The sequence below is a fragment of the Natrinema limicola JCM 13563 genome, assembly GCF_000337475.1.
Classification (GTDB): Archaea; Halobacteriota; Halobacteria; order Halobacteriales; family Natrialbaceae; genus Natrinema; species Natrinema limicola.
The window spans coordinates 46,939-59,759 of record NZ_AOIT01000015.1 but is presented as its reverse complement, the minus strand read 5'-3'; the positions used below and the strand labels follow the sequence as shown (position 1 = coordinate 59,759).

Here is a 12,821-nt window from a genome sequence, read left to right as displayed (position 1 = left end):
GATGATCCCCGTCGGCTCGAGGTCGCGCACGCCCGCGAGGTCGATTTCGTCGTTGCGCCGAACGACGACCTCGTCGGCTACCTCGCCGACGTACTGGACGAGGTTGTACGCGAACGAATCGTAGTTGTCGATGACAAGCAACCGTTTGCTGCGGTCACTCACGCCCTTCACCCCAATTCCCCTCGAGCCCCAGTTCGGCCCGCTCGCCCAGTGCCTCGTCGACTGCCGTGATGAGCGCGCGGGCTTTAGCGAGGGTCTCGTCGTATTCGCTGGTCGGGTCAGAGTCGTGGACGATGCCTGCACCGACCCGCAGGTGGTACTCATCTGCGTGGCGGACCAGCGTCCGGATGACGATATTCAGCGTGGCCCGGCCGTCGAAGCCGAAGATACCGACGCTTCCCGTGTAGGGGCCGCGACGGGTCGCCTCGAGTTCGTCGATGATCGCCATCGTCCGCGGTTTCGGCGCGCCAGTGATCGTCCCGCCGGGGAAAACCGCCGCGATGGCGTCGGACAACGTCGCGTCCGGGCGCAATTGGCCCGTGACGTTCGAGACGAGGTGCATCACTTCCGAGTAGCGGTCGATCCGGCGGTACTCCGCGACGTCGACGGAGCCGTACGCACAGACCTTTCCGAGGTCGTTGCGCTCCAAGTCGACCAACATCGCGTGTTCGGCGCGTTCCTTCTCGTCGGCTAGCAGGTCGTCCTCGAGGGCGGCGTCTTCGTCCGGCGTCTCGCCGCGCGGTCGCGTCCCCGCGATGGGTTCCGTCCGGACGAACGCGCCGTCGCGCGCTCGTGGCCGCTGTGCGCTCGCGGGTCGTTCCTTCCCGCTCGTCTCATCGGGGCGCTCACTTCGTTTGCGCCCCGCGCCGCTCGCTGGTTCCGAAGGCTGTAGTCCCTCGCACTCGAGCAATAGTTCTGGACTCGCGCTCACCAGATCGGCTGCCCGGAACTCGAGCAAACAGGAGTAGGGTGCCGGATTAACCCGTCGCAGGGCGTCATAGGCGGCAACGGGGTGGACCGCAGCGGGTGCGACCAGCCGCTGAGAGATGTTCGCCTGAAAGGTATCGCCGTCGTGGACGTACTTCTTGACCTGTCGCACGCGATCGGCAAAGGCCTCGCGACCACAATCGCTCTCGAAGGTCGCGTCGGGACGTGAGACCGGCGGCTCCCCGATTTCGGGATCACCGTCGCGGACGGCGTCGGCGAGTTCGAGGGCTCGCTCGCGCCCGCGCTCGTAGGCTGCCTCGAGGTTTGTCTCACCGTCGCCGACCCGCGGGCAGGCCGTGATCCGCAGCGTCACCCCTCCCTGGGCCGGCTCCTCCCAGGCCGCGAGGCGGTCGTAGACCGCAGCCTCGAGCCGAGGCAGTCCTCGGTCGTCGACGGCCGACTCGGGCAGGGACTCGAGTTCACGGGCCACGTCGTAGGAGAGCCAGCCGATGGCACCGCAGGGATAGGGAACGTCACACTCTCCGCGGGCGAGGCGGTCGTTTGCGAGCAGCCCCTCGAGTGCGGCCAGCGTCGGCGATTGATCGTTCTGTACTCGTAAAACGGCGTCGGGACCGACCGTGAGTCGCTCGACGGGATCGACGCCGAAATAGCCCCAGCCGGGTTGGCCACCGGTCGTCTCGAGGAACGCGCCACCGTCGCCGTCGCGGGCGCGGCGATAGGCGAGAAACGGATCGCTAACGGGCACGCGGACTTCGACGGGAACGCGGTGGCCGCTCGGTGCCGACGATGCGGCCCGGTCCGCAGCCGCCCCACCACGGCTGGATGCGGCGGCGCGAAACGAGTCGAGCGTCGTCACGACGCGCGGATCGCTCATGTCGAGCGGGACGGAGTCGGTGGGTAATCCTCTTGCGATTTCGGGGCTGTTGTGGGCGACAGCGCAGAAAACAAGCAGGCAGTGATGGGGGCAGTGAAACGATGACGTGAGGTGGGATTCGACGGGTGTCTGGCCGATTCGTTACCGGACTTCGGCGCGGTCGATCCAGCCCTGAATGCGTTTCTCGGAGATGTCGGTCTGGTCGGCAAGTTCGGCGGCGTCCGACGCGGCGAGTTCGGCGACGGTTTCGACGCCCGCTCCGGCGAGGCGGTCGGCATAGGCCGGGCCGATACCTTTAATCTCGGTGACTGGTTCCGCTTCCACTTCCGGTTCTGGCTCCACGTCCGGCTCGGACTCGGGTTCGACAGCCGGTTCTGGTTCGGGTTCCGGTTCCGTCTCGTCGTCCAACTCCGGTTCGACCTGTTCGGATTCGGCGTCCACTGCTGGTTCGGCGTCACCCTCGAGGTCGGTGTCAGTGTCGTCGGCCGACTCGGCTTCAGCCGCTGTCTCGGAATCGACAGCGGGTTCCGTAGATGTGTCAACGTCGGTCGGCTGCTCAGGTGTGTCGTCCGCCGTCCCCGCAGTAGCCGACTGTGGCGGTTCGGCACGCACGTCCTCCGTCCGGTCTTGAGCTGTGGCGGTCTCAGGTCCGTCGTCCGCCGCTTCTCGTTCGACCGTTACCCCGACCTCTCGAGAGCGCTTTCGCTCCGAGTCCGACCCGCCGAATCCCAACAGGGACTTCAGCTTCTGGAGGAGTGCCATTATATCGACGTAGTCTGTTCCGACACTTAAATTCGCCTGATACTGTCAGTGTTTCGACCGTGCCCGCCAGCGGCCTACAGACGCGAGCGAAGCGCGTTGTTCATCGCGTCGACAGGTGCGTCCCGGCCGGTCCAAATCTCGAACGCCTCGACACCCTGATAGAGCAACATCCATGCGCCGTCGACAGTCGTCGCGCCAGCGTCGGCCGCATCGCGCAGCAGTCGCGTCTCGAGCGGGCTGTAGACCGCATCGAGGACGGCGAGATCCTCGTGGAGTGCATCGGCGGGAACCGGCGTCGCGTCCGATTCCATCCCCACGCTCGTGGCGTTGACCACCACGTCGGCGTTGGTGACCAGTCGCTTGAGGTCTCCGAGTCCGTGGCCAGTCGCGCGGGGCACCTCCTCGGCGAGGGCGTGTGCTTTCGACTCGGTTCGGTTCGCGATCGCAACTGTCGCACCGGCATCCGCGAGTCCGAACGCGACTGCCCGACCGGCACCGCCGGCACCCACGACGACCGCCCGCGCATCCTGGATCGTGACGTCGTGGTCACGTAGCGCACGTAACGCGCCGACAGCGTCGGTGTTGTAGCCCGTTGGCGGCCCCGAGCCCGAGAAGTCGATCGTGTTGACTGCGCCGATTCGGGCTGCCAAGTCCTCGGGGGCGACGATCTCGAGGGCATCCTGTTTGAACGGGATCGTCACGTTCAGCCCGGCGATCCCGAGGGCGTCGGCTCCGGCGATCGCGTCTTCGATATCGTCTTCGTCGGGCTCGAAGGTCACGTAGCGGGCCTCGAGTCCGAGTTCGTCGTAGGCGGCCTCGTGCATCGGCGGCGACAGCGAGTGGCCGACCGGATTGCCGAGTAAGCCGTACACGTCCATAGCCATCTCTCGGATTGTCAGTCGGGGTGGTGGGACTATAATCGGTCTGGCTTTCCGGCGGCGTTGCCAGTGTCAATCTCGTGTGGCTTCGACCCGCTCACGCAACGACCCACGCGAGCCGTTCCGCGACCGGTGGCCGTTTCGCGTGGCTTTTAGCCCCGTCTCGAGTAGCCGCCGCCATGCTCTCCGGAACCTCCCTCGACCTCCTCTTGCTGGTGGGTGGGATCGTCGCACTCTATGGCGGTGCCGAATTGCTGGTCGCGGGCGCGGGACGGCTGGCACTCGGCATCGGGCTCCATGCGGCGACCGTCGGCGTGACGGTGATTGCCTTCGCGACGACCGCGCCCGAACTGTTCGTCTCGGCGATCGGTGCCCTACGTGTCTCGAGCGATATCGGCCTCGGGACGATCGTCGGCTCGAACATCGCGAACATCGGGCTGGTACTCGGCGTCGCCACGCTCATCAAGCCGTTGCAGATCAGCGATCAGGTGATCCGTCGCCACGTCCCCGTCATGGTGCTTGCCGCGCTCTTGCTGGTCGCACTCGGCGCGAACGGACGGGTCGGCCGGCTCGAGGGCGTCCTCTTGCTGGTCGTGCTCGCGGGATTTACGGCGATGATCCTCCATTACGCGAACGCGGAGTCCGCGCCGATGATCGACGAGCCCGACGCGTCAGCGGCGTCGGGAGTATCGGCCCGGGCCTGGGATGGAGCGCTCGTCATTGGTGGGCTGGTCGTGCTCGTGATCGGCTCGCGATGGCTCGTCGCCGGTGGGACGGGACTGCTATCGGCCCTTGGGGTCTCGGATCTCGTTATCGGGCTGACGGTGCTCGCACTCGGGACGTCGCTGCCGGAGCTTGCGGCCTCGGTCGTCGGCGCGATCCGGGGCCACGAGTCGTTCGCTGTCGGGAACGTCGTCGGGTCGAACATCTACAACATCCTCGCGGTGCTTGGCATCGTGGCCCTGATCACGCCGATCGAGATCGAGCCCGCGACGCTCCGGTTTGAGCTGCCGATTATGGTCGCCTTCACCGTCCTGCTGGTCGGACTGATGGGCTATCGGCGACAGCTTACGCGACTCGACGGCGTAATCCTCGTCGGCAGCTACGTTGGCTTTATCGCTCTTCTCGTTCCGTGATCGACGGGGTATTCCGGACCTGATCCGATCGCGATGACGATCGGCCAGCAGGCGGTCGTGCCAGCGTCCAGAGCAGCCGATCGTCGGTCGTTGCCGACGATCCCGTCGTCGATGCGGCCGCTGTCTCCGTTGGCGTGACGTCTGTGGGTGGCTCGGCCGATGGCGTCGCGTCAGCCGTCGTTCGATCCGAATCGTGCGCTGCAGTAGCCACATCGCCCTGCGCGGCACGGTGGCGTACGAACTCGGCAACGGCTGCAAGCGGTCCGTCGGTCGCCCAGTCGGCTTGCCACAGGGGTGCGTCGATCGCAAGCGCGACCGTCCGTGCCGCCGCGTCGTACTCGACGAGGGCCGCCGCCGACAGTGCCGGCAGATGCTCGTGGACGAGTGACGTCTCGACGGCAGTACGTGCCGACTCTGTGACGTCGACCTTCCCCGCCCCGTTGTCAGCCCCTCGCGTGACGACTGTCGCGGCGAGATCGGAAACGGGGACGGCCTCGTGCTGCGTTGCGAGGGCGGTACAGACGGTTCGACGACGCGGGCTGCGAAGCGCCTCGAGCGTTCGGTTCAGCGTCGTCTCGTCGGCCGGAAACGCCTCGCCGGTCGGGTCGGCGAGGATCGACCGAACCCACTCGGCCTCGAGCAGTGGGTGGTCGGTAAGAGCGACTGTTGTCGCGTTGCCGTCAGTATGTGTCACCACTAACCCGGCGTCGACCAGCCGCGGGAGATGGGCGTGGACCAGCGTCAGTCGGACGCGACCGGACTGCTCGTCAGTGACGGGCGCGGAGCCGTGTTCCATCGTCGCGACCGCAGTTGCAAGCGCGTCGATCGACATCCCTTCCGACGCCAGCGGGGCGTCCGTTTCGGCTGCGTCCGCGTGCTCGAGCAGCGTCGCAAGGAGATATCGGCGTCGCGGCTCTGCGAGCACGTCCAACGCGGTTGTCAGCTCGGTGGACGGTGGCGGGCTCATTACCGGAGGAAGACACCGGGCGGGGGAAAGGTGTATACCAGCATGCTCTGGTATCGGCGAATGCGAGATGTCACCAGTGGCCTTGGTATAGCTGCGACTCCCGACATCGGGTCTGCAAACGACGGCCAGTCGGCTGTCTCAGTCGGCGTCGCCGAAATACGCCGAGAGCAGCTTCGCCTGTGCGACTCTGAGGTGCTGGTGGAAGGTTTGCCGAGCGATCCCGAGTTGATCGGCGATCTCTTCTGCGTTGCTGTGTCGAGATGGCCACTCGAAGTAGCCGCCGTGATATGCCGACTCGAGTGCCATGCGCTGTTTGTCGGTCAGCATCGATTCGACGGTGCGTCGAAAGTCGCCGCGCGTCTCGACCGGTCGCTCGACGGTTCGTTTCGAGCGGAGCCTGCTGTCGGGATAGGCAGACGTAATCGTGTCGACGAATTCCTGGAGCGCTACATCGGAACTGACCTGAACCGTGAGTTTCGCGACGCCGTCGCGGACGGTCTTCGACTGCAGCCGTGCGCCGTAACCGGTGACGGTTTCGGCGATCGTCGCGTTGCGAACGACACATTCCCAGTAGCTCTCGTCGCTATCGGCGTCGATGAGCCGGTAGTCCGTAATCGCCTCATCGTCGCGAGCGAGCTCGCGTACACGATCGGGATCGACGTTTGATGCGGTCAAATAATAGATGAACACCTCACCGGTCAGCGGGAGGACGTGGTCGACCGACAGTTCGCAGCCAAGTTCGTCGGAGAGCCGAATACAGGCGTCGCCCCGATCGGTCGACTCGAACTCGAGTTCGACGACGGAATCCTGATAGAGCAGCCGACGGACTGCCATCACGTTGATCGCGTGTCCGATCGTGCCGCCGAACTCCTGTAGCACTTCCCGTTCCCGATCGGGAAACGCCGACGGCTCGGCCGTGCCGATTACGAGCGCGCCGAGGGGCTGATTACTCGCAGCGATCGGAATGACGGCGACGGCGCCGTAGTCGTGTTCGCGTGCGTGGTGTCGCCATTGCTCGATCGAACTATCGCGGAGCGCTCGATACCGCTGGACGGTTCGCGTCTCGAGTGCCGACTCGCCGTCGGCGTCGACCGGTGGATCGACGAACGACGAGCAACCGTCCGCGCCAGCCGCGTCGATTCCGCCTCGAGCAGTCGGCTCCCACGAGTGTCCCTCACCCGTCGTGACACCTCGGGCCCGACCGATGACACCGAATCGATAGCCCTCGCTGGCTGCGAACGTGTCGACGATCGCAGCTTCGATCTCGTCGCGGGTGTCTGCCGTGACCATCGTGTCGTCGATCGTCCGAATCACCGCGTTGAGTCGCTCGAGGCGCTCGAGTTCGCGTTCGCGAGCCTTGCGGTCGCTGATGTCGCGGCCGACACCGGTAAAGCCGAGGACGTCGCCGTCGTCGACGATTCTGGCGCTGTTGAACTCGTAGGGGATTCGGTCGTCGTCGGTCGCGAGAACTCGACCTTCAGCGGTGAGACGCTCGCCATGTTCGAGGATGCGCTCGATCGCGTCGCCGATGTGGTCGCGGTCTTCGGGTGCGATGAACGTCAGCGGATCGACGTCACTGGGTGGTTCCGGGTCGTAGCCGGTTACGCGCTCGAACTGCTCGTTCCACTGGATCAGATTCCCGTCAGTGTCGTAGGCATAGAGGATGTCCGGCTGTGCGCGAAGCACGCTCTCTGTGAACGCCTTCTCCTCGCGGAGTTCGCGTGCTCGCCCGTGATCAGCTGTTCGGTCGCGGACGAACCAGAGATACCCATCTAAGTCGGCTGCGGACGCGACCGGAACGCCGACATCGCCATCCGCACGGATCGTGGCGATGACCTCACAGACCCATATCCGACTGTCGCCGTCCCCGAGTCGCCAGCCGTCGTCTTCGACAGTTCCCTCGGCACGTGTTCGCTCGAGCAACCGGTCCGGACGGCCGTCCTCGCGAGCATCTGTCGGAAAGAGAGACCGGTAGTGGTCGCCACCGATCGTCTCCGCATCGTATCCCGTGAGATGGCGCGCGCCCGAATTCCACTCGGTGATGAACCCGTCGGCATCGAACAGCGCGATGGCACAATCGCTGACGAGTGCGCTCAACTCGCTGATCTCGAGGTCGAACTCGAACGACTGCTCCCCAGACGTGACAGTTCGATCCGACGAGTTATCGGTCATTAGTCAGTCATCCTATATTACGTGTATGTTATCTACACACATGAAACGTTGCGGGTCACCGTCACCAGCAGATGGAAACCGGCGACGTTAACGCCGACAACCCACGAGCACGGGTATGACCACGCTCGCGATCGTCGAAAGCCACGCCGACCGCGCCTCGGAGCACATCTGTGACCGGCTCCGCGAGCGCGCCGACTGGACCCAGCGAACCGACGACAGCCGGCCGGCAGCCGACGGCGGCGGCACCTACTACCGGACCGACGGAGCCGTCCTGCGGTCGTTCGACGCGTTGCATATCGATCTCGAGCGTCCTGCCGACGCCTTCGACTGCGACCCCGACCTGCTCGTCTTCGCCTCGCGCCATTCGGGGGATACCGGCCCGCTGCTGACCGGCCATTTCACGGGCAACTTCGGCCCGGCCGAGTTCGGCGGCGAGCCCGACGCGCTGGCCGATGCCGCACCGAACGCCTTGGCCGAATTGCTCGCAGCCTTCGAGGAGTACGCACCCGCCGAGTACGACGTGGGCATGGAATGTACCCACCACGGCCCCTCCGAGGTAGGGTGTCCGTCGCTCTTTGCCGAACTCGGCAGCGGCGACGAACAGTGGGACGATCCCGCCGGTGCCGACGCCGTCGCCCGCGCCATCCTCGAGCTACGAAACATTGTGCCACATCGTGACAGACAGGTCGTCGGCTTCGGCGGCAACCACTACGCCCCCCGGTTCGGACGGGTCGTCCGCGAGACTTCGTGGGCGGTCGGCCACGTCGCGGCCGACTGGGCGCTCGAGGCGATGGGCCATCCGACGGCCCACCGCGACGTGCTCGAGCGCGCGTTCGAGGCGAGCGATGCCGAGGTCGCGCTGCTCGATGGCGAGTGGCCGGTACTCGAGGAAACACTCGAGGAGCTGGACTACCGGCTCGTCAGCGAGACGTGGCTCCGCGAGGTCGACGACCGGCCGCTCGAGGTCGTCGACGCAGTCGAAACCGAGCTCGGTGCCGTCGACGATGGAATCCGCTTCGGGGAGCGGCTCGCCGAGTCGTTCACTGTCGTCGAGCTTCCGGCCGATCTCCTCAGCGTCGCACAGGGGATCGATCCCGACCGCGTCCGTGAAACCGTCGCGGCGAACACGGTGGCGTTCGCCACCGAAAACGGAGGGAGCCGCGTCGGCTCGCAGGTGGCCGTTCCCGATACTGACGACATCGCCACCAAAGACTCGAGCGGACCCAGAGCGAAGATAATTCAGGATCTGGCTGCCGTCCTCGCGGAGAAGTACGACGCCGTGTGGATCGACGATGACGCCATCGTTGCCGAAGAGACGGCCTTCGATCCACAACTGGCACGCGAGGCCGGCGTTCCAGAAGGACCGAAGTTTGGCGCACTCGCCGACGGCGAGTCAGTGACCGTCGACGGAGAAACGGTCAGTCCCGAGAGAGTTCGAACCGAGCGAACGCACCGATTTCAGATCTGACTGAACGGGAAACCGACAGTAAGAGAGTATTACTCGAGGGCTGCTCGTGGATTCGACGTTCACGCAATGAGATCCGTACGATCGTCCGAACGTGTCAGACAGGCGGCTGACGTGTAGGGGAAAGGTAATTATGCTCCATTGTTTAGACAGGAGCAAGAATGGACTCTCTCATCGACGACGCAATCGACGAGGCCGAAGACGGGGCGGCCACGGCTCCCGACGACGCACCCCAGGACGGGCAGTCGTCCGGCGGCGGGTCGTCGGACGGCCGACAGACCGGGACGATGACCGACGACGAACTGGAAGACGTTCTCCAGGACCTCCAGACCGACATCACGGTCGTCGGCTGTGGCGGTGCCGGCGGGAACACTGTCAACCGTATGCACGAGGAGGGGATCCACGGCGCGAAACTCGTCGCCGCCAACACCGACGTCCAGCACTTAGTCGAGATCGAAGCCGACACCAAGATCCTGATGGGCGAAGAGAAAACCGGCGGCCGCGGGGCTGGCTCCCTGCCCCAGGTCGGCGAAGAAGCCGCCCTCGAGAGCCAGCAGGACATCTACGATGCCATCGACGGCTCCGATATGGTCTTCGTCACGGCCGGGCTCGGTGGTGGCACCGGCACTGGCTCTGCGCCCGTCGTCGCCAAAGCCGCCCGCGAGGCTGGCGCACTCACGATTTCGATCGTCACGACACCCTTTACCGCCGAGGGAGAGGTCCGCCGAACCAACGCGGAGGCCGGCCTCGAGCGCCTGCGCGATGTCTCCGACACCGTCATCGTCGTCCCCAACGACCGCCTGCTCGATTCAGTGGGCAAACTGCCCGTCCGTCAGGCGTTCAAGGTCTCCGACGAGGTCCTGATGCGGAGCGTCAAGGGCATCACGGAACTCATCACGAAACCCGGACTCGTCAACCTAGACTTCGCCGACGTGCGTACCGTCATGGAACGAGGTGGCGTCGCTATGATCGGTCTCGGCGAAGCCGACTCCGAAGCCAAAGCCGAAGATTCGGTCAAAACCGCGCTTCGCTCGCCGCTGCTGGACGTCGATATCTCCAGTGCGAGTTCCGCACTCGTCAACGTCACCGGCGGCAACGACATGGCCATCGAGGAAGCCGAAGGCGTCGTCGAGGAGATCTACGACCGGATCGACCCCGACGCCCGCATCATCTGGGGGACCTCGATCGACGAGAGTCTCGAGGGCAGCATGCGGACGATGATCGTCGTCACGGGCGTCGAGTCGCCCCAGATATACGGTCGTCAGGACGGCGAAGCCGTCCAGCCCGCAGGAGCAGGCGGTGACGACATCGACTTCGTCGAGTAATCGCGCCTCGAGGCGCGCCGCGTCGGCGATTCGAGTCCCAGCCCAGCCTCCGCGTTTCTCTCGCGTTCTCTTCGGTCGCCCAGTCGCCACGCTTCGAGACGAACCGCTGTCAGTGCCGGCACACCCGCGATCCGTCGTGTGGATCGCCGAGAACGTGGTCCAGCCGACGGGCCTCAGACGGGCTCCTATCAGTCATTGCCGGTGGGACCGCGACCGCCCTGCGTTGCACCGGAACATCGGTACAGCAAACCGTCTCAGTCGTCGGCAACTGCGCCGTCGCGTCCGCTATCGGCCTCGAGATCGTCCTCGATGCTTGGCGGATATTTGCCACGGTCGAGTTTCAGATCTGACTGTGGACGCGCCATGCAGGTCAGCGCGTAGTTTTCGGCTTCTGCTTCGGTCAGGCCGCGGGCAGCGGGTTGGGTGACCTCACCTTCGACGATTTCGGCAGAACAGGCCAGACACATCCCCACTCGGCAGGAGTACTCCTGAGCGATCCCCTCCTCGAGACACCGGCTGAGGATCGTCTCCTTGTCGGTACAGGTGATCGTCTCACCCGTCCCGACGAACTCGACCGTATACTCAGTCATACGGTTCGGTACGGCGGACCTCACTAAAACTCTTTATTTCATTGCAGGGGAGCAAACCGACCGATTCCAGCGCGCTGGTTCGTCACCGGAGCAGCCACAGATCGCGGCCAACCGCTTGATAAAACGTTTTCTTACCGCGGCGTCCACAGTGTTGATATGAGTACGCAGGAGCAGTCGGCCGCCACGACGCCGAAGACGCAGTCGCCGGACGTGGTCGTCGTCGGTGCCGGAACGGCAGGGTGCTACGCCGCAGCGACCATCGCACGGGAAGGGTACGACGTCGTCGTCCTCGAGCGAAAGCCAGAATCCGAAGCGGGCCACATCGCCTGCGGCGACGCGCTGAAGGGTGCCGACAGCTTCCCAGAGGCGATTCCGAAATCGAAACTCGAGCCCGCCTTTACGAATACGGGCGTCGATCACGGTCGCTTCGAGATCCCACAGGAAGATACCGTCCTCGAGATCCCGATCCCCGGCGAACTGGCCGTTATCGACCGCTGGGAGTACGGCCGCCGGATCATCGACGGGGCCGGCGACGTCGGCGTCGACTTCCATTATGACACCGTCGTCAAAAACGTCCTTCAGGATGACAACGGTCGCGTCACCGGTGTCGAAGCGATCCGAAACGGCGACCCGCTCACCTACGAGGCCGACATCGTCATCGACGCCGCGGGCTCGCTGTCCGTCCTCCAGGATCACGTCGACTTCTCGGCCTCCTCGTTCGATACGAACGTTAACTATACGCACTTCTGTTCTGCCTACCGCGAGATCGTCCACGTCGAGGAACCCGTCGAGTGGGACGACGCGCTCGTTTTCAAGCCGACCGAACGGGCCGCAGGCTATCTCTGGTACTTCCCGCGCACGGAGACGGAGATCAACGCCGGCCTGGGCTTCCAGATGACCGAAGAGCCGATGAAACTCGTCGACGACCTCAAACGCGACCTCGAGACCCGCCCCGAGTTCCGGAATGCCGAGGTCGAGGACAAACTCGGCGCAGCCCTCCCCACCCGGCGGCCCTACGATTCGGCCGTCCATCCGGGCTACATGGCCATCGGCGACGCCGCCGGCCACGTCAACCCCACGACCGGCGGCGGGATCGCCGGAGCCGCCTACGGCGGCAAGTACGCCGGCGAGGCCGCGATCGACGCACTCGAGACCGGCGACGTCAGCGAGAAGGCCCTCTGGGAGTACAACGAACGCGTCATGGACCACTTCGGCGCCCGGTATGCCGCCCTGGACGTCTACAACATCCTCTCGACGGCCGTCGACGTCGACGACCTGATGGGACTGCTCGCCGCGATGCCCGGCGAGAAACTCGCAGAGGCGCTGTACTCGGGGAGTACGAGCGTCGGCCCGAAACTCGCCATCGAAAGCCTGCTCAACAGCCGCGGCCACTGGGGGACGATCTGGACGCTCTTCCAGACCAAACGTCGGGCCGACGACCTCCTCGAGCTCTACGAAGGGTATCCCCACCACCCCGCCGCACTCGAGCACTGGCAACAACGCCGTGACGACCTCATGGAACAGGTCTACGAGACGACTGGGGCAGAGCCCAAGTACTAAGAACGACCTTTTACGCTGCGCTCACTCGCGCCGCTCGTTCGCTCGGCAAAATCTCGAGAGAGCGAAGCTCTCTCGGACCTCGCTGGAGCTTCGCTCCCGCTTAGGGTCGATCAAAAGCACCGGAAGAAGATCCTGCTCGTTATC

Annotated in this window: 11 protein-coding genes; 4 read left to right on the top strand and 7 right to left on the bottom strand. The window is 65.0% G+C overall.

What is annotated here, in order from left to right:
• The 4 genes from C476_RS19280 to C476_RS01710 form a co-directional block, all read right to left on the bottom strand.
• Positions 1–171, bottom strand: a 171-nt coding sequence (locus C476_RS19280; RefSeq protein WP_449289254.1) for a glutamine amidotransferase-related protein, incomplete at its 3' end; no start/stop codon positions are given.
• Positions 155–1,822, bottom strand: a complete 1,668-nt coding sequence (locus C476_RS01720) for an anthranilate synthase component I family protein (protein WP_008009233.1) — start codon at positions 1,820–1,822, stop codon at positions 155–157. The genes C476_RS01720 and C476_RS19280, both read right to left, overlap by 17 nt.
• Positions 1,823–1,963: 141 nt before the next feature.
• Positions 1,964–2,584, bottom strand: a complete 621-nt coding sequence (locus C476_RS01715; protein WP_008009231.1) for a helix-hairpin-helix domain-containing protein — start codon at positions 2,582–2,584, stop codon at positions 1,964–1,966.
• Positions 2,585–2,658: 74 nt separating this feature from the next.
• The gene (locus C476_RS01710; protein WP_008009229.1) at positions 2,659–3,462 is read right to left on the bottom strand and encodes a shikimate dehydrogenase; all 804 of its coding nucleotides are present in this window, start codon (positions 3,460–3,462) and stop codon (positions 2,659–2,661) included.
• A 179-nt stretch (positions 3,463–3,641) separates the two neighbouring features.
• Here C476_RS01710 and C476_RS01705 point away from each other — a divergent pair, with 179 nt between their 5' ends.
• The gene (locus C476_RS01705) at positions 3,642–4,598 is read left to right on the top strand and encodes a calcium/sodium antiporter (RefSeq protein WP_008009227.1); all 957 of its coding nucleotides are present in this window, start codon (positions 3,642–3,644) and stop codon (positions 4,596–4,598) included.
• Here C476_RS01705 and C476_RS01700 read toward each other — a convergent pair.
• Together C476_RS01700 and C476_RS01695 are read right to left on the bottom strand one after the other, a co-directional pair.
• Positions 4,576–5,565, bottom strand: coding sequence for a DUF7344 domain-containing protein (locus C476_RS01700; protein ID WP_008009225.1), 990 nt, complete (start codon positions 5,563–5,565; stop codon positions 4,576–4,578). The genes C476_RS01705 and C476_RS01700 overlap by 23 nt on opposite strands.
• Before the next feature lie 138 nt (positions 5,566–5,703).
• A complete protein-coding gene (locus tag C476_RS01695; protein WP_008009224.1) occupies positions 5,704–7,737 on the bottom strand; it encodes a bacterio-opsin activator domain-containing protein in 2,034 nt (677 codons plus the stop codon).
• 115 nt (positions 7,738–7,852) lie between these two features.
• Between C476_RS01695 and C476_RS01690 the strand changes: the two genes are divergently transcribed.
• Complete coding sequence (locus tag C476_RS01690) at positions 7,853–9,205, top strand: D-aminoacyl-tRNA deacylase (RefSeq protein ID WP_008009222.1); 1,353 nt, start codon at positions 7,853–7,855, stop codon at positions 9,203–9,205.
• Between the two features lie 158 nt (positions 9,206–9,363).
• Complete coding sequence (gene ftsZ, locus C476_RS01685) at positions 9,364–10,527, top strand: cell division protein FtsZ (RefSeq protein WP_008009220.1); 1,164 nt, start codon at positions 9,364–9,366, stop codon at positions 10,525–10,527.
• A 254-nt stretch (positions 10,528–10,781) separates the two neighbouring features.
• Here the strand turns inward: ftsZ and C476_RS01680 are convergent, their stop codons facing one another.
• Complete coding sequence (locus tag C476_RS01680) at positions 10,782–11,117, bottom strand: 2Fe-2S iron-sulfur cluster-binding protein (protein ID WP_008009217.1); 336 nt, start codon at positions 11,115–11,117, stop codon at positions 10,782–10,784.
• A 156-nt stretch (positions 11,118–11,273) separates the two neighbouring features.
• Between C476_RS01680 and C476_RS01675 the strand changes: the two genes are divergently transcribed.
• Positions 11,274–12,677, top strand: a complete 1,404-nt coding sequence (locus tag C476_RS01675) for a geranylgeranyl reductase family protein (protein ID WP_008009216.1) — start codon at positions 11,274–11,276, stop codon at positions 12,675–12,677.
• Positions 12,678–12,821: the final 144 nt, after the last annotated feature.

Bases quoted from the DNA above. Each gene is read 5' to 3' on its own strand.
- C476_RS01705 (WP_008009227.1), top strand. From the start codon at position 3,642: ATGCTCTCCGGAACCTCCCTCGACCTCCTCTTGCTGGTGGGTGGGATC.
- C476_RS01675 (WP_008009216.1), top strand. From the start codon at position 11,274: ATGAGTACGCAGGAGCAGTCGGCCGCCACGACGCCGAAGACGCAGTCG.
- C476_RS01680 (WP_008009217.1), bottom strand. From the start codon at position 11,117: ATGACTGAGTATACGGTCGAGTTCGTCGGGACGGGTGAGACGATCACC.
- C476_RS01700 (WP_008009225.1), bottom strand. From the start codon at position 5,565: ATGAGCCCGCCACCGTCCACCGAGCTGACAACCGCGTTGGACGTGCTC.
- C476_RS01695 (WP_008009224.1), bottom strand. From the start codon at position 7,737: ATGACCGATAACTCGTCGGATCGAACTGTCACGTCTGGGGAGCAGTCG.
- C476_RS01690 (WP_008009222.1), top strand. From the start codon at position 7,853: ATGACCACGCTCGCGATCGTCGAAAGCCACGCCGACCGCGCCTCGGAG.
- C476_RS01720 (WP_008009233.1), bottom strand. From the start codon at position 1,822: ATGAGCGATCCGCGCGTCGTGACGACGCTCGACTCGTTTCGCGCCGCC.
- ftsZ (WP_008009220.1), top strand. From the start codon at position 9,364: ATGGACTCTCTCATCGACGACGCAATCGACGAGGCCGAAGACGGGGCG.
- C476_RS01710 (WP_008009229.1), bottom strand. From the start codon at position 3,462: ATGGACGTGTACGGCTTACTCGGCAATCCGGTCGGCCACTCGCTGTCG.
- C476_RS01715 (WP_008009231.1), bottom strand. From the start codon at position 2,584: ATGGCACTCCTCCAGAAGCTGAAGTCCCTGTTGGGATTCGGCGGGTCG.